The 14,404-nt window shown below is 69.6% G+C and carries 25 protein-coding genes; 22 read left to right on the top strand and 3 right to left on the bottom strand.

The genetic code is table 11. From position 1 onward, the window contains the following. Positions 1–78: 78 nt before the first annotated feature. From GAS53_RS29020 to GAS53_RS28985, 8 genes are all read left to right on the top strand, one after another. A complete protein-coding gene (locus tag GAS53_RS29020; RefSeq protein ID WP_151480670.1) occupies positions 79–750 on the top strand; it encodes a DUF2637 domain-containing protein in 672 nt (223 codons plus the stop codon). A gap of 19 nt (positions 751–769) precedes the next feature. Further along, complete coding sequence (locus GAS53_RS29015; protein WP_151480669.1) at positions 770–961, top strand: mobile element transfer protein; 192 nt, start codon at positions 770–772, stop codon at positions 959–961. Between the two features lie 13 nt (positions 962–974). After that, complete coding sequence (locus GAS53_RS29010; protein ID WP_151480668.1) at positions 975–1,130, top strand: DUF4175 domain-containing protein; 156 nt, start codon at positions 975–977, stop codon at positions 1,128–1,130. Between the two features lie 24 nt (positions 1,131–1,154). Beyond that, positions 1,155–1,475, top strand: a complete 321-nt coding sequence (locus tag GAS53_RS29005; RefSeq protein ID WP_151480667.1) for a SpdD-like protein — start codon at positions 1,155–1,157, stop codon at positions 1,473–1,475. Between the two features lie 88 nt (positions 1,476–1,563). After that, positions 1,564–1,749: a hypothetical protein gene (locus GAS53_RS29000; protein ID WP_151480666.1), complete on the top strand. Its 186-nt coding sequence runs from the start codon at positions 1,564–1,566 to the stop codon at positions 1,747–1,749. After that, positions 1,742–3,121: a replication initiator protein RepSA gene (gene repSA, locus GAS53_RS28995; protein WP_151480665.1), complete on the top strand. Its 1,380-nt coding sequence runs from the start codon at positions 1,742–1,744 to the stop codon at positions 3,119–3,121. The genes GAS53_RS29000 and repSA overlap by 8 nt, the downstream gene beginning before the upstream one ends. Continuing rightward, entirely contained in the window at positions 3,118–3,330 is a 213-nt protein-coding gene (locus GAS53_RS28990) for a helix-turn-helix domain-containing protein (RefSeq protein WP_151480664.1), read from the top strand. Before repSA ends, GAS53_RS28990 begins: the two co-directional genes overlap by 4 nt. Continuing rightward, on the top strand, positions 3,330–4,463 hold the full coding sequence (locus GAS53_RS28985) for a tyrosine-type recombinase/integrase (RefSeq protein ID WP_151480663.1): 1,134 nt from the start codon (positions 3,330–3,332) through the stop codon (positions 4,461–4,463). The genes GAS53_RS28990 and GAS53_RS28985 overlap by 1 nt, the downstream gene beginning before the upstream one ends. Positions 4,464–4,756: 293 nt before the next feature. On the opposite strand, the gene GAS53_RS28980 is transcribed toward GAS53_RS28985, so the two are convergent. From GAS53_RS28980 to GAS53_RS28970, 3 genes are all read right to left on the bottom strand, one after another. Then, entirely contained in the window at positions 4,757–6,040 is a 1,284-nt protein-coding gene (locus tag GAS53_RS28980) for a site-specific integrase (RefSeq protein ID WP_225859149.1), read from the bottom strand. Positions 6,041–6,246: 206 nt separating this feature from the next. Further along, positions 6,247–6,498: a hypothetical protein gene (locus tag GAS53_RS28975; protein ID WP_151480662.1), complete on the bottom strand. Its 252-nt coding sequence runs from the start codon at positions 6,496–6,498 to the stop codon at positions 6,247–6,249. 204 nt (positions 6,499–6,702) lie between these two features. Continuing rightward, entirely contained in the window at positions 6,703–7,065 is a 363-nt protein-coding gene (locus GAS53_RS28970) for a helix-turn-helix domain-containing protein (RefSeq protein WP_151480661.1), read from the bottom strand. A gap of 566 nt (positions 7,066–7,631) precedes the next feature. On the opposite strand from GAS53_RS28970, the gene GAS53_RS28960 reads away from it, so the two are divergent. The 14 genes from GAS53_RS28960 to GAS53_RS28895 all read left to right on the top strand — a co-directional run bounded on the left by GAS53_RS28960 (position 7,632) and on the right by GAS53_RS28895 (position 14,331). Continuing rightward, the gene (locus GAS53_RS28960) at positions 7,632–7,856 is read left to right on the top strand and encodes a hypothetical protein (protein WP_151480659.1); all 225 of its coding nucleotides are present in this window, start codon (positions 7,632–7,634) and stop codon (positions 7,854–7,856) included. 91 nt (positions 7,857–7,947) lie between these two features. Further along, positions 7,948–8,283, top strand: coding sequence for a hypothetical protein (locus tag GAS53_RS28955; RefSeq protein WP_151480658.1), 336 nt, complete (start codon positions 7,948–7,950; stop codon positions 8,281–8,283). After that, the gene (locus tag GAS53_RS28950) at positions 8,280–8,951 is read left to right on the top strand and encodes a hypothetical protein (RefSeq protein ID WP_151480657.1); all 672 of its coding nucleotides are present in this window, start codon (positions 8,280–8,282) and stop codon (positions 8,949–8,951) included. The genes GAS53_RS28955 and GAS53_RS28950 overlap by 4 nt, the downstream gene beginning before the upstream one ends. Then, positions 8,948–9,268 (top strand): hypothetical protein, encoded by a 321-nt coding sequence (locus tag GAS53_RS28945; protein WP_151480656.1) that lies wholly within the window; start codon positions 8,948–8,950, stop codon positions 9,266–9,268. The genes GAS53_RS28950 and GAS53_RS28945 overlap by 4 nt, the downstream gene beginning before the upstream one ends. Continuing rightward, the gene (locus GAS53_RS28940; protein WP_151480655.1) at positions 9,268–10,203 is read left to right on the top strand and encodes a hypothetical protein; all 936 of its coding nucleotides are present in this window, start codon (positions 9,268–9,270) and stop codon (positions 10,201–10,203) included. Before GAS53_RS28945 ends, GAS53_RS28940 begins: the two co-directional genes overlap by 1 nt. Then, complete coding sequence (locus tag GAS53_RS28935; RefSeq protein WP_151480654.1) at positions 10,203–11,372, top strand: recombination directionality factor; 1,170 nt, start codon at positions 10,203–10,205, stop codon at positions 11,370–11,372. The genes GAS53_RS28940 and GAS53_RS28935 overlap by 1 nt, the downstream gene beginning before the upstream one ends. Next, positions 11,369–12,121 (top strand): exonuclease domain-containing protein, encoded by a 753-nt coding sequence (locus GAS53_RS28930; protein WP_225859148.1) that lies wholly within the window; start codon positions 11,369–11,371, stop codon positions 12,119–12,121. The genes GAS53_RS28935 and GAS53_RS28930 overlap by 4 nt, the downstream gene beginning before the upstream one ends. Next, positions 12,118–12,486: a hypothetical protein gene (locus tag GAS53_RS28925; protein ID WP_151480653.1), complete on the top strand. Its 369-nt coding sequence runs from the start codon at positions 12,118–12,120 to the stop codon at positions 12,484–12,486. The genes GAS53_RS28930 and GAS53_RS28925 overlap by 4 nt, the downstream gene beginning before the upstream one ends. Then, positions 12,483–12,758: a hypothetical protein gene (locus GAS53_RS28920; protein ID WP_151480652.1), complete on the top strand. Its 276-nt coding sequence runs from the start codon at positions 12,483–12,485 to the stop codon at positions 12,756–12,758. Before GAS53_RS28925 ends, GAS53_RS28920 begins: the two co-directional genes overlap by 4 nt. Continuing rightward, positions 12,755–13,177: a restriction endonuclease gene (locus GAS53_RS28915; RefSeq protein WP_225859147.1), complete on the top strand. Its 423-nt coding sequence runs from the start codon at positions 12,755–12,757 to the stop codon at positions 13,175–13,177. Before GAS53_RS28920 ends, GAS53_RS28915 begins: the two co-directional genes overlap by 4 nt. Continuing rightward, positions 13,174–13,563 carry a hypothetical protein gene (locus GAS53_RS28910; RefSeq protein ID WP_151480651.1) on the top strand — a complete coding sequence of 130 codons (390 nt, stop codon included), beginning with the start codon at positions 13,174–13,176 and terminating at the stop codon, positions 13,561–13,563. The genes GAS53_RS28915 and GAS53_RS28910 overlap by 4 nt, the downstream gene beginning before the upstream one ends. Beyond that, on the top strand, positions 13,530–13,823 hold the full coding sequence (locus tag GAS53_RS28905; RefSeq protein WP_225859146.1) for a WhiB family transcriptional regulator: 294 nt from the start codon (positions 13,530–13,532) through the stop codon (positions 13,821–13,823). Before GAS53_RS28910 ends, GAS53_RS28905 begins: the two co-directional genes overlap by 34 nt. Continuing rightward, positions 13,820–14,110, top strand: a complete 291-nt coding sequence (locus tag GAS53_RS28900) for a hypothetical protein (RefSeq protein WP_151480650.1) — start codon at positions 13,820–13,822, stop codon at positions 14,108–14,110. Before GAS53_RS28905 ends, GAS53_RS28900 begins: the two co-directional genes overlap by 4 nt. Next, positions 14,107–14,331 carry a hypothetical protein gene (locus tag GAS53_RS28895; protein WP_151480649.1) on the top strand — a complete coding sequence of 75 codons (225 nt, stop codon included), beginning with the start codon at positions 14,107–14,109 and terminating at the stop codon, positions 14,329–14,331. The genes GAS53_RS28900 and GAS53_RS28895 overlap by 4 nt, the downstream gene beginning before the upstream one ends. Positions 14,332–14,404: the final 73 nt, after the last annotated feature.

Here is a 14,404-nt window from a genome sequence, read left to right as displayed (position 1 = left end):
CACTCCCGCTCCACGGTCGGCGTGACCGTCTCGCGCCGGGTCCCTACCCGCCCCATGCCCAAAACAGGAGGTGACTGAATGACCCGCTCGATCCGCCCGGACGCCGTCCTCGTGCAAGCCGTGATTGCCGGAGCGCTGTCCTTCGCCCACCTGCACGACCTCGCCGCCGCTGCTGGACAAGACGGCTGGAAAGCCTGGGCCTACCCGATCAGCGTTGACCTGCTCCTGGTCGCCGCGTGGCGTCGGCTGCGTACCGATGGTCCGTCGCGGCTGGCCTGGTGCTGGTTCCTGATCGCGCTCGTGGCCTCGCTCGGCGCCAACATCGCCACCGCCGGACTCCTCAACCTGAACGACGTTCCGGCCTGGCTGCGCATCCTGGTCGCCGCCTGGCCTGCGCTGGCCTTCATGGGCGGCACGCTCCTCGCCCACTCGCCCACGGCCGAAGAACGGGTGCCGGATCCCCCGGCACCCGCAACCCCCGAGTCCGCTCCGGAGATCCCGGAACCTGCGGCCCCCGCCTCGGCACCGGAGCCCGCCGATATCCCCGCGGCTGAAGAAACCCCCGCCCTGCCCGCTGCCGACCCGACCCCCACGACTCCGGCTGTCCCGGCCGCCCTGGTCAACCACGCCCGCAAGGTCGCCGACGACCACCACGCCCGCACCGGGACCCGGATCGACGTCGACACCCTGCGCGCTCGCCTCGGCGTCCCGCCCCAGCTCGCCGACGCCATCGCCGCCCAACTCACCTGACCGGAAAGGAAAACTCGCCATGCCTGCCCGCGACCACTTCCACTCCGTGATGCGGATCGGCCCCGTGCAGATCGGCACCCACCGCGACCGCCACGGCCAGACCAAACACGCCGCCGTGTGCACCGCCGACCGCTGCGGCTGGTCGTCCGACTTCTCCAGCCAGACCGCCGCCCAGCTCGCCGCCCGCACCCACCGCTGCAAGGTCCGCTGAGGAGGCCACCGCCATGGACATCCCGCTCTGGCTCGCCCTGATCGTCGTCGGCTACCTCGGCATCAAGCTCATCCGCCCGCCCTGGTGGCTCGTGGCCGTGCTCCTCCTCGGCGGCTACCTCCTCGCCGACAGCCTGCTTTCCCCAGTCATCGACACCGCCGTCAAGTAACCACCCACAGAAGGGAGATCCACCATGCTCCGCCCCAAGGTTCCGACCATGCCCCAGCCGACCGGTTTCGTCACCCCGCCCGCCGCCGTCGAGCCAACCACCGCCGTTCACCACATCCCGGCGGTCTCCGCACCCACGGCACCCGCCCCGGCTTCGACTCGGCCCACTGTCCAGCTCACCCCCGGCGCCGTGGTCGCCCTCGTCGGCAGTGGCACGGCCGTGGTCCTGGTCGTCGGCGCCGTCCTCGTCTCGATGCTCCTGGCGGTCGCCATCACTGGCGCATCCGTCGCCATCTGCGCCCTGGTCATCCGCTCGCTCATCACCAGCGAGGCAAAGCGCCGCTGACCGGCCCCCGGGCGGCCTCAACCGCCAAGTCTCCGCCGCCCGGGAGCCGTGCCCCTCTCCGATCTCGCAACCGGAAGGAACACCCAGCATGACCCAGCACACCCGCCCGCAGACCCACATCTGCCCGAAGTGCGACGGCTTTGCCTCCGCCGCCGTCACCCTCGGCGGACGCGACCGGCACGGCCACCTGCGGACCATCACCGCCCACTGCCCGGCCTGCCACGGCACCGGCACCGCCCGCCGCTCGCTCGTCCGGGAGGGCGCCCGTGCCTGACACGCTGCTCGACCCGACCACCCTCGGCGACCTGCTGAGGGTGGCTTCGGCCTCCGACTTCGACCGCTGGCAGGACCAGATCCGTCGCACCGGCGGCTGCACCGACCCCATCCACCTCACCGGCTGGACCCTCGCCAAGGACAAGACGACCGGCGAGACCCTGCACCACTACTCCACCGAGAACGAGCCGGGCGGACGCCTCCGCGTCGCCTGCGGAAACCGCCGCGCCTCCCGCTGCCCGTCCTGCGCCTGGACGTACGCGGGAGACACCTACCACCTGATCCGCGCGGGCCTGGCCGGAGACGACCGCCGGGACATCCCCGCCACCGTCCGCGAACACCCCCGCGTCTTCGCCACCCTCACGGCCCCGTCCTTCGGCCCGGTCCACAACCGACCCGACCGAGGCACCTGCCGCTGCGGCACCCACCACCCATCCGACGACCCCGCACTTGGCACGGCACTCGATCCGGAGACGTACGACTACGCGGGCGCCGTCCTCTTCAACAACCACGCGGGCGACCTCTGGCAGCGCTTCACCACCCGCCTGCGCCGTGAACTCGCCGCCCGCGCCGGACTCACCCGCGGCGAACTCGCTGAACACGTCCGCCTCTCGTACGGCAAGGTCGCCGAGTTCCAAAAGCGCGGCGCCCTGCACTTCCATGCCGTGATCCGCCTCGACGGTCCGGAAGGCCCCAACACCCCGCCCCCGTCCTGGGCAACCGTCGACCTCCTCGCCGACGCCATCCGAGCCGCCGCCACGCACTCGTACACCTCGGTCTCCGTCCCGGCCTCCGAGGACCAGCCCGCCCGTACGTTCCGGTGGGGCACACAGCTCGACGTCCGCCCCGTCAAAGCCTTCGGCGACGGCTCCGACATCACCGAACAGGCCGTTGCCTCCTACGTCGCCAAGTACGCCACCAAGGCCGCCGAGAACACCGGCACCCTCGACCGCCGCATCGGCGAACTCTCCGAACTCGACCGCCACCAGGTCCCCGACCACACCCGCAGACTCATCAAAGCCTGCAAGGACCTCGACCCCCTGTACCCGGACCGGCGGCTCTGGGCCTGGGCTCACATGCTCGGCTTCCGCGGCCACTTCTCGTCCAAGTCCCGCCGCTACTCGACCACCCTCGGCGAGCTCCGCCAGGCCCGCGCCGACTTCCGCGCCGCGCAAGAGCGCGAAGCCCACGGCCTGGAGGACCGCGAGCCGGACACCGTCCTCGTCCTCACGGACTGGCAGTACGCCGGACACGGCCACACCCCCGGCGAATCTGCACTCGCCGCCACCATCGCCCGCGACCTCCAGCTCAACCGCGAAACCGCCCGCGAAGCCCTACGCGACCAGCTCGCCCAGGAAGGAGCCGCAGCATGAGGGACCGCTACCTCAGCGTCGACCAGGTCGCCGAGTTGCTCGGTACGACGGCGCGCTTCCCTCGGCGCCTGATCGCCGAGCGACGCATCACCTTCGTCAAGGTCGGCCGTCACGTCCGCATACCCGAAAGCGCCGTGGAGGCCTTCATCGCGGCGCACACCGTGGAGCCGGTCACCGGCCGTACCTCGCACCTCAAGGCGGTGGCCTGATGCCCAACGCCAAGGGTCGCCGTCGCCGCTTCGGATCCGTACGCAAGCTGCCCTCAGGACGCTTCCAAGCTCGCTACCGGGGTCCTGACGGTCTGATGCGCAACGCAGACAAGACCTTCGCCACGCAGACCGACGCGGACCGCTGGCTCGTCAAGCAAGAAGCCAAGATCCTCGATGGCACCTGGCAGAACCCTGACGTCACGGTGGCGTTCGGCGAATTCGCGGAGTCCTGGTTCAAAGATCGCGACTACGCAGCCACCACCCGGGAACGCAACGCGGGCGTCCTCAACCTGCACATTCTGCCGACGTTCCGCGCGGTTCCCCTGCGGGAGATCACCACGCCGCAGGTACGGCGCTGGCGTACAGAGCTCCTGACTGCCGGGGTCGGCGTGGCCACCGTCGCCAAGGCGTATCAGGTCCTCCGCGCCATTATGAACACGGCCGTGGATGACGGGCTGATCCAGCGCAACCCGTGCCGGATCAAGGGCGCTGGGGCGGTCACTCACACCGAGCGGCCGTTCCTCTCCGTGCCTGAGGTCTACCGGCTCGCCGAAGCTGTTCCGCCTCATTGCCGCGTCCTGATCCTCCTGGCCGCGTTCACGGCGCTCCGCCTCGGTGAGCTGGCCGCTCTCCAGCGCCGGGACATCGACCTGGAGGCCCGTACCGTCTCCGTCCGTCGTTCCTACGCCGAGACGCGCTCAGACGGACTCACGGTGAAGGCACCCAAGAGTGCGGCCGGTGTCCGCACCGTGGCATTCCCGGCTTCCCTCGTGCCGGAGTTGGCCCACCACCTCGCCGAGTACGCGAGTGCCGGCCGAACCGGGCTCGTCTTCGTCGGGGCGCGCGGTGGCGTCCTGCGGCGGAACAACTTCCGGCGGATCTGGCTCCGGGCACTCGACGCGACTGGCCTCGATGACGTCCACTTCCACGACCTCCGGCACACCGGGAACACCCTCGCCGCGACCGGTGGCGCCACCACCCGTGAGCTGATGCACCGTATGGGCCACTCGTCGGTGCGGGCCGCGCTGATCTATCAGCACCTCGTCAACGGTCGTGACCACCAGATCGCCGACTACGTCGACGGTCAGATCAGGAAGGTGAAGCGGCCTCCGCACGATCCTTCTGGCACGTAAGTGGCACGGCGGCCTAGATCCGCCAACAACGACTGAGGCCCAGGCATCCGGATTCACACCTGTTGACCTGGGCCTTGTTCGTGTCCTGGGACTGGTGGGCGCGGACGGTTTCGAACCGCCGACATCCGCCTTGTAAGGGCTCACCTCGATAAATACAGGGTTTCCGAGCCTCGCCGAGACTCGCCGAGTTTCGAGCGCGACCCCCGCGAGACCCCTCGTCGGGACTCGCCGAGACTCGCCGGAACTCGCCTGGGGGGCGTTGTGGACTCTTTGTGGATTCCAGCCCTAAACGATCACTGCACGGCGCGGAGTCCACTTCCCTCTCCGTTCAGCGCAGCACGCACGTTCTCGCGTGCGCCCTCTCCCTCGTGGGTGTAGAGCCACGTCACCTTGCCGCCGCGCTTCTGGCCCAGGAACGCCTGCGTGTCCACTTCCTTCACGCCCGCGTGGTGCAACCGGCTGCTCACGTCGTGGCGGTACTCGTAGATCCGCGGCCACCACTGCGAGCGCTCCGTCTCGGGGTCGATGAACTCCCGCGACACCCCGGCCTGATCGCACGCCCTGCGCCATGGCCGGCGGAGGTTGTTCTCGTTGAGCGCCGCGCCCCTCGGCCCGCGGAGCACGAGCTCCTCAAGGTGGAGGTCGAACCCGTCACCGATCGCGGAGCGCGTCCTCAGCGGCTTCCACTTCTGCTTCATGAACAGATAGGCGCCCCACGCACGATCGGTCAGGGGCACGCCCCGGAATCCGGCGTCCGTCTTGGGAGCCGCCTGGCGGCGTAGGCGGCCGCCGTCGAGGATGAGGATCTCCTTTATGTAGGCGATGCGCTCTTCCTCGTCGATGCAGTGCTCACGGAGGCCGGCGTACTCTCCCGGCCGCATGCCGGTCTCGTTGGCCCAGTCCCGGAAGATGACTTGGTAGTACGCGGGGAGCGCCGCGTGGATGAGCGTGTACTGGGCCTCCGTCGGCGGCTTGAGGTCGTCGGGATGCTTGACGATCTTCGCGGCCGTGGGCTCCAGGTGAGCCGCTGGATTGGACGTGATCCGCTCGCCGTCCTTGATCGCCGCGTCCAGGAGCGCGACGAGCAGCTCCTTGGTCTTCTTCTGGGTCTCGTAGCCCTTCACGTCACGGGTGAGCCACTGCTGGAGGGCCATGTACTCCAGGTCGATCAGCCGGTAGCCGCTCCACTTGGGCTCGATGTGGGCCCGCCACACGCCCAACTTCCGGTTCCTCGTGGTGGGCCGACCCTTCTTCTGCTCGACCTCCCAGAACTCGCCCCACCACTTGCCCAGCGTGATCTTTCCTCGCTCGGGGTCTCGGTAGGTGCGCTGGCGGACGGCGGTACGTGTCTCGTCGAGGAAGGCTTCCGCGGCTGCCTTGCCGCCGTCCTTGATGGGGAAGTTCTTGGACTTCTGCCTCCCGGTCGGATCCCGGTAGCGGGCCTGCCACGATCCGACGCAGTCACGTCGGGGCCGACGCTCGCCGTACTCGTCCGGCGGGTATTCCTCCAGGCAGAGGGAGCAGCCGCACACCTTGCTGCGGACCTGGCGGGGGTTGTTCGCAGCCCTACGCGGCACAGTGCCCCCTCACCTGCGCAAGGAAGCGGTCTGCCTCGCGATGGGTGGGGAGGAGCTTCTGTCGCTGCTTGCCGTCTCCGCTGCGCCAGCGGACCTGCCACTTGCCCTGACATGCGTCCTGGGGAGGCCGCTCGCCGAACTGCTGTGGCGGGTAGTCGATGAGGCATTCCCAACAGCCGCACGTGCGGCTGGGGATCTGCTCTGGCCTAGGCGCCAAGGTTGATCACCTCGTCGTTCCTTCGCTGCTGAGGTATGTACGCGAGGAGTCTGATGAGCTCCCCGCACCAGCACCGTGCGCCGTCCTCTTCCTGCTCGATGTCGAGCTCGGTGAGTACGGCGCGGACGGCTCGAAGGGCGAAGTTGCCCTTCAACTCGCCTGGGATGGTGATCAGTTGGCGGGACGCGTCCCACGGCTCGTCGAGCTCGTGGCGCGGTGCGTACTGGACGCGGATGCACATGGCGGTCCCCCCGGATACACGTGTGGCTATCGAGGGCCAAAGGGGGAGGACATCGGCCGTGCGCTCGAAACTACCCCCAGTTGGTGGAATATGCGACCACTCTGTGCAATTTCCGCGCACGCAGAATCACCGAGAGTGATTGAGTCCGTTTGACTGAGACCGTTCAGCCCAGGCAAGGGTTGTACGCGCGTTTATGACGCTATGTCAGCTCTGCTCGCGGTTGCTGTCCGCGAGCGCCTTCCCTGTAATCAACATCATCTCCTGCTGCTCTTCCGTCAGCTGGTCGAAGATGTCGAGGACCCGCTCCCTGCGGTCAGGGGTAAGTGGTGCCGGCGCCTTGCGGCCGACTGCGTCCGTCAGGCGCTTGACGCTGTACTTCGGGTACCGGTCGGCGATCTTCCTGATCGCATCGTTGCGCGGGGTTCGCTTCCCGTGCAGCCAGGTACTCACCGTGGACGGGGAGCCGTCGATGGCTCGCGCGATGTCGCTGCCGCTGGCGTTGTACTCGGCCATCAGCTCAGCGAGCACCTCCGCGAACGTCTCGGCGGACTGCTCCTCGTTCTCCACGCGCTCAGATTGCCCGTCCGCTTCTACTTTTCGCAAGCGAAAGTAGAAGCATGGCGCGATGTATCGCAGCGCGCGACCTCCCCGCCACGCGCCGTGGTGAACTGCATATGCGGAGAGAATAGAACACCTATTCGAAGACCGCAGGCTACTCGGCGGTTCTCGGTGAGTCTCGGCGAAACCGTTGACGATGTTGTGACTGTGACTGTAGAAATGTCACAGCACCCCAAACCGGGGGTGTCACACAGCCACCACCCGGCACGGGGTCCACATGCCAAAGCTGCACCGCAAGGGCGAAGGCCAGCCACTCAGAGCCGCAATGCGAGCCGCCGGCCTCTCCGGTCCGGAGCTCGCAGAGGCGACGAAGGAGGTGGATCCGACAGGCAAGGGCGTCAGCCCGGCCACCGTCGGACGCCTCACCGGACGTGGCAAGACCGCCCGCGACCGGTGCGAAATGGAAACGGCCTGGCGCATCGCCGAAGCGCTGCACCGGAGGACGAACGCACCCCTCCAGGACCTCTTTGCCATGCCCCCACATTTGACTGTGACAGTAGAAAGGTCAAGGTCCCATGCCGAAGAAGACTGACCGAGTCGCCCCCCTGCCGGCCGGTCTCATCCCCCTGCTGACCCAGAAGCAGATCGAGACGTACTACGACGTCTCGGACTGGACCGTCCTCAAGTGGATCGAGGACGGGATGCCCGAGGAGCCCTTCGTGGGCCGCGGGCGTCGCTTCTCCCTCCCGAAGTGCGAGGCGTGGCACGCGAAGCAGAGCGCGCTCGCGCCGACTGCCTGACTCCCCCTGAACGCGCCGAAGGGCCGCCCGACTTTGCCCGGCCTGGCGACCCCACGACCGGCGCCCCGACACACGAGAAACGAGGTCACCGATGACCACAGAGACTACCGAAGTCCCGCGCGAGGCCTTCGGCTCGCAGCTGGCCGCGCTCCGCGCCGCCGTTGCGCTCGCCGACCAGTTCCCCCAGTTCGAGCCCGCGTACCTCACCTTCAGCCAGCACTACCCGGACCAAGTGAACATCCAGGCCGAGTCCTTCGTCGCGCTGGAGGCGTGGCGCGAGGCCCTCGGCGCGGCCCCCGTGCTCGTCCACTCCCGCGAGATCGGCCCGGACGTCGAGCTGTACTTCGAGGCGCCGGCCTTCGGGGCGACGATCCGTGTGTACGCGATGGGCTTGGTCGTCTCGGACGCGACGGCGGTGGCGGCGTGACGATCTCGCCCCTCGTCCTCGCGGCGAAGAAGGTCATCGACGCGGCATGGCTGCACGGTGACGCGTACGACTTGTCGTCGCAGGCCGCATTCGCGCTGGAGTCGGCGCAGCTCCTGATGTCGCCGGAGACGGCGGCCGAGCTGGCGCGGCTGCGCGAGCGGTTCAACGCCTCCCCGGCCGAGCTGTCTCCCGAGCAGCGCACGGCGCTCGACGAGCAGCTCGGGGACGCCAAGCCCGCGAGCACCGAGCTGGTCGTCTCCTTCGGTAAGGCGATTCGCAACCGCCGCGACCACGAGCACCCCACGTGGGAGGACTTCTACTGCCTGAACCTCTCCTCGTACATGGGTGAGCGGATGGCCCCGGTTCTGCGCCGTCTGCTGGATGTTGAGGCGGAGGCCGCGCAGCTGCGGGCCAGGCTCGCCGAGTTCGAGCGCCCGGTCGGCGAGGACCCGATCGCGTACGCGGTAGTCGGTGCTGTTGCCGTGGAGCCGCACGCATTCGAGGCGGAGTACCAGGGCGAGAGCGACGCCAAGAGGCGGCTGCCGAACTGTAAGGAGTGCGGCCGTCCGGCGGTCGACCCCGCGCATGACGAGGACGTCAGGCCGCAGGTGCAGAAGCTGCGTGCCCTCCTCGCCGGACAGCGTGCGCAGGCAGGTGAGCGCCAGTGAGCGCCCGCGACGAGCAGACCACGCCCACCGAGGAGAAGGCCACCGCTCCGGCGACGACGGCCACTCCCGCCAAGAAGACCCTCACCTGGCCGGACGACTGGGACAACGTCCTCGACTCCGCGATCCGCCAGTGGCAAGGCGAGTGGACCCCCAAGCGCGTCCAGCACCTCTACCTCGCCCGCTACGACCGCGGCCTCTACCGCTCCGACGCCCGCAACTTCCTCTCCCAGCGCGCCCACCGAGGGCTCCTGACGCTGCACGACCGGCCGACAGGCCGTGTCTTCACCCTGAACACCTGGAAGGGCGGTAACGCCTGATGACGACCACCGCGCAGGTCGGGGCTTCGGCCCCGGCCGCCGGCCGCCGCCGCAAGGCCGCAGCCCCCGCACCCACCGGCGCCGACCGCATCCCCAAGCCCTCCGCCGGCTGGTACCGCGTCAAGGGCACCGACCTCAAGCTCCGCCGGGTCACCACCATCCTCAACCTCGGATGCGCCAAGGGCGACGCCCTCACCTTCTGGGCCGGGAACATCACCGCCGAGACGGCGATGGCGAACCTCCCGTACCTCGTCCGCTCGTCGCTCTTCCCGGACCAGCGCACCGAGGCCTACGACTGGCTCCGCCGCGCGCACACCCGCAAGAAGGACGAGCGCAAGGACGTCGGCACCGCCGTCCACGACCTGATCGAGGCAAAGGTCCTCGGCACACCGATGCCGGAGGAACTGCTCACCAACCCGGAGCTGACCCCGTTCCTTGACCACTTCCTCCGCTTCGTCGAGGAGTGGCAAGTCACCTTCGAGGCCTCGGAGATGGTCGTCGGCAACGAGAAGGCTGGCTACGCGGGGAAGCTCGACTACCTCGTGAAGTCGCCGTTCATCGCCGCGGCGCTCGCCGCGTATTTCGACACCGAAGTCCCCGCGGAATCCGTGTTCATGGGCGACACCAAGACTGGCGGCGAGCTGGACGTCAAGGGCGTCTACCCCGAGGCCGCCTTGCAGATGTCCGCGTACCGGAAGGCGAAGGTCGCGTGGCTGCGCGACGGCTCGAAGGTGCCGATGCCCGCCACGTTCTGGGCCGGGGTCGTGCTGCACCTGCGGCCGGAGGGCTACCGGCTCATCCCGACCGTCGCCGACGACGACGTGTTCGGCGCCTTCCTGACCATCAAGGACGCCGCCGAGTGGGCCTCCGGCCTCTCGAAGACGGTCGTGCGTCCCGCCCTCACCCTTCCCACGCTCACGGAGAGGGCTGCCTGATGCCCATCATCGACTTGCAGCGCCGCATGCGGCAGCTCGGCGAGATCCGGATCGGTCACGTCGTCTCCGGCGTGTCCGCGAAGGGCAACGCCTACACCCGCCCGGCGAAGCTCGACAAGTTCCGCTTCACCAGCCCCTCCAGGGAGATCCTGGCCAGCGTCGCCGAGCTGTACGGCGGCGAGGTCAAGCCCTGGACCCCGGCCAACGGCGGACCGAGCGAGTTCGAGGTGTACTCGCAGGCCGACCGGCTCCCCGTCCTCATCCCGCCCCTGGACGCCGTCTCCCAGTGGTACGAGCTGTACGCAGGCTCGAAGTGCCAGCGCCGATGCGACGGGCAGACCGAGCACAAGTCCGACCGGCCGTGCATGTGCGACCCGGAGAACCGGGACTGCAAGATTACGACCCGCGTGAACGTGATGTTGCGCGACGTCCCGGCCCTCGGCCAGTGGCTCCTCATCACCAAGGGCTACCACGCCGCCGTCACCCTGCCCCCGGCCGCCGAGCTGCTGGCGCAGGCCGGCGGATACGTCGCCGGTTGGCTCGGCATGGAAGAGAAGACGGCCATCGTCAAGGACCAGGTCGCCCGCTTCCTGGTCCCGACGCTCGACGTGGAGATCACCCCGGCCGCGCTCATGGCCGGACAGATCACCGGGGCCCCGGCCGCCGTCACTACGACCGAGCGGGCCGCAATCGCGGCGGCTCCGGGCAACGCTCCGGGGCCTGACCGGGACTACCTCCTCGAAGCGAAGGAGGCCGCTACTCAGGCCGAGGCCCTGGCCATCTTCCAGGCGGCCAAGCAGGCGGGTGCGCCTGTCGCCTACCAGGAGCAGATCAAGGCGATCGGGTTGGGCAAGCCTGCGGCGGGGCCGTCCGAGCAGCAGGACCAGCCGCACCCGGACGACGTCCAGCGGCAGCTCAACCCGGCGGACTACGGCGACGCTCCGCCCGAGGACGGCGAGGTCTACGAAGGGGAGATCGTCAACGACGACCCGGCCGAGGTCCAAGACATCTGGTTCCAGGTCATCGCCGCCGCAGGCGCGCACGGCCTGAACACGGAGCAGGTCGAGCACGGCTTCGCCAAGCGCAACGGCGGCACCCACCCGTCCTCCGCGACGGTCGCCCAGATGAACGCCTACCTCGCCGCGGTCAAGGCCGGTGAGGTCGCGTGAAGTTCGCCGACATCCGCAAGCTCGGCTTCGACACCGAGACCACCGGCCCGAACCCGCTCGAAGACCGCATCGTCACCGCCGCGCTCGTCGTACGCGGCGGAGGCCGGGACGACAAGGACATGTCCTGGCTCATCAACCCCGGTGTTCCGATCCCGCCGGGGGCAACTGAGGTCCACGGCATCACCGACGAGAAGGCCGCCGAGGGCGCCGACCCGAAGGAAGCCCTCGACGACATCGCCGAAAACCTGGCCGCCGCGTTGCGGTACGGCATGCCGGTCGTTGCCTTCAACCTGTCGTTCGACTGGACGGTCCTCGCCTGCGATCTGGCCCGCTACGGGCTGCCGTCCATGGCCGACCGGCTGCCCGGCGTCCGCGCGTTGCCGCTGGTGGACCCGCACGTCATCGACCGGCAGTGCGTCCAGCGACTCCGCGGCAAGGGGATGCGGAAGCTGAAGCCCACCGCCGAGCGGTACGGCGTCGTCCTGGAGGACTGGCACACGGCCGAGGCTGACGCGCTCGCCGCGTTGCTGATCGCCGAGGCGCAGTTCGCCAAGTACGCCCGGCAGCTCGGCGCGATGGGCCCGCAGCAGCTGTTCGCCGCACAGAAGGCGTGGCGAGCGGAGCAGCAGGCCGGCCTTCAGGAGTGGTTCCGGACGAAGGCCACCGCGGAGCAGGGCGGCGACCCGAACAAGGTCATCGACGGGTCGTGGCCGCTGATCCCGGCCCCGCGCGAGGGCGGTGAGTCATGACGCCCATGACCTCCGAGCAGCTCGCCGGTATCCGGACCGTGCTCGGCTTCGCAGTCCCCGCCGAGCCCCACGCCGTCCTCGACGCGTTGACGGCCGCGCGCCGCGCCAACCGGGTCGAGGACCGGGGCGCGCGGCTCGTTGTGGTCGCGCTGCCCTCGCTGGTGCGGCGGCTTCTGGACACCGAGGAGGCGTACGCGGCCGTCCGGTCGACGATCGCCCGGCTCGTCGTCGCCAACCACCACGGCGGCGACTACAACCTCGGCGACCTCGCCTTCGAGCTGCAGCGCGCCGAGATCGACCTCAAAGACGACTACGCCGTGGCCGAGGACCTGGCCCGCGCCGCAGGAAGAGAGGGACTGCTGTGAGCCCCCTTCGCCTGATCCGTCAGTTCTGTGCGCCCGGTACCGGGAAGCGCCGCGCGGGGGTCGTACGCGAGCGCATCGAGGTGCCCCTCGACAGCCTCCTTCGTCCTCACCTGCCCGTGTTTCCCGAGGCCCCTGCCCACGGCGACATCGCACCGCAGGCCATCCGGAACTGCCGTGGGTGCGGTGGCGACGTCGCGGTCGTGCTCCACGGCAACGGCACGTTCAGCTGCGACGAGGGCCACTTCACGATCACGAGGAGCGCAGAACAGTGACCGTGCCAGGTCTGTTCACCCCCGAGGTTCCGGCCGCCACCACGGCGGCCGGGCCCCGGCCCCGCAGCAACTACGCCCGCGGCCGCGACCTCGAACACCGCGTCCGCACCCACCTCCGCGAGCAAGGCTACGAAGTCCTCCGCACCGCTGGGTCGAAGTCGAAGATCGACCTCGTCGCCATCAAGACCGGACAGATCCTCTTCGTCCAGTGCAAGCGCTCCGGCGCCCTCCCACCGGCCGAGTGGAACGCCCTGTGGGACCTCTCCCTCATGGTCGGCGCCGTACCGGTACTCGCCGAGCAGCTGCCCCGGGGCCGGAAGTACTGGCGGCTGACCGCGCGGAAGGACCAGCCCGGCCGCCGCCAACCGATGGAGGAGCTCGCCCTCGACGAGCTCGACAACGAGGTGGTGGCCCGATGATCGAGATCACCCTCCGCCTCAAGGGACCCGCGCAGGCCCGACGCCTCGCCACACTGCTCCGCACCCTGGCCGACACCGACCCGGACCGCGGCCAGGCCAAGACCTACCGCGGAGCCGCCCGCCGCCTCGAACACATCGCCCGCCCGAACCGCTACACGTCGACCCGCCCACCGCGCCCGGCGCACGCCGAGCTGGACGAGGAAGCCGTACAGCGCGTCGTGAAAGGGCTCCGGCCGCTACCGCCGCTGTCCCGCGCCGAGGCCCGCATCGCGTGCTGGCGCCTCACCGCACGCAAGTGCAGCGCTCCGGAGATCGCAGCACGGGTCGGCGTCACGCCGCGCACCGTGAACCGGTGGCGCGCCGAGGACCAGGCGGTGACGCGGTGAAGGGCGGCAACTGGCACGCCCAGGCCGCGTGCGGCGACGAACCGGACGCCATGTTCCCCGGCACCAGCGCCGCGAAGATCCACAAGGCGAAGGCCCTCTGCGGAACCTGCCCCGTCCGTCAGCAGTGCCTGGAGGACGCGATGGAGGCCGAGGGCAACACGGGCAAATGCAGGCGGTACGGCATCCGTGGCGGGCTCACGCCCACCGGGCGACGCCGCCTGTACGAGGAGTTGCAGCGCCGAGCCAAGGCCGCAGTGTGAGCGCCCGCGATCCGGAGCCCTGCGACGGCCTCACCGGCGACCACGCCGGTCCCGTCCGCTTCTACCTGACCGGCTGGAAGTGCAACACGCACAGCCCATGGGCGGAGGCCGGGCAGCACGAACCTCAGCCCGGCTACGGCCCGCCCCCCAACACTCTCCCCCCGTCGCCGATCGCCGCGTCCGCGGTCTTCGACCAGAAGGCCATCGCTACCGGCAAGCGCCGCTCCAACCCACACACCTACCGCGCCGCACAGGCCGCGGTGAATCGGAAGGACACCACCCGATGAAGCCCACCCGCCTCCGCGCTCTCGCCGCAGCCGTCGCGGCCGTCCTCGCTCTCGGGCTGCTCGCCGCGTGTGGTGAGGACCCGGACGACGACTGCGACGTCGACGCTCTCGCCCTCGTCGCCGCCGAGCGGCCAACCCCGCAGCCGAAGGCGTCGAAGGCCAAGCCGGCCAAGCCGCGTGGCGGCGTGCACGTCGACCTCGACGACGACTGCGACGACTGACCACCTGACCGGCGGCCGAGCTCACGGCGCCCTCACGCCGCGGCCGCCACCGGGCCCGCCCCAACTTCCCCCC

The organism is Streptomyces albicerus (assembly GCF_008905045.1).
Lineage (GTDB): Bacteria > Actinomycetota > Actinomycetes > Streptomycetales > Streptomycetaceae > Streptomyces > Streptomyces albicerus.
This window is presented reverse-complemented; position numbering and strand designations above follow the sequence as displayed.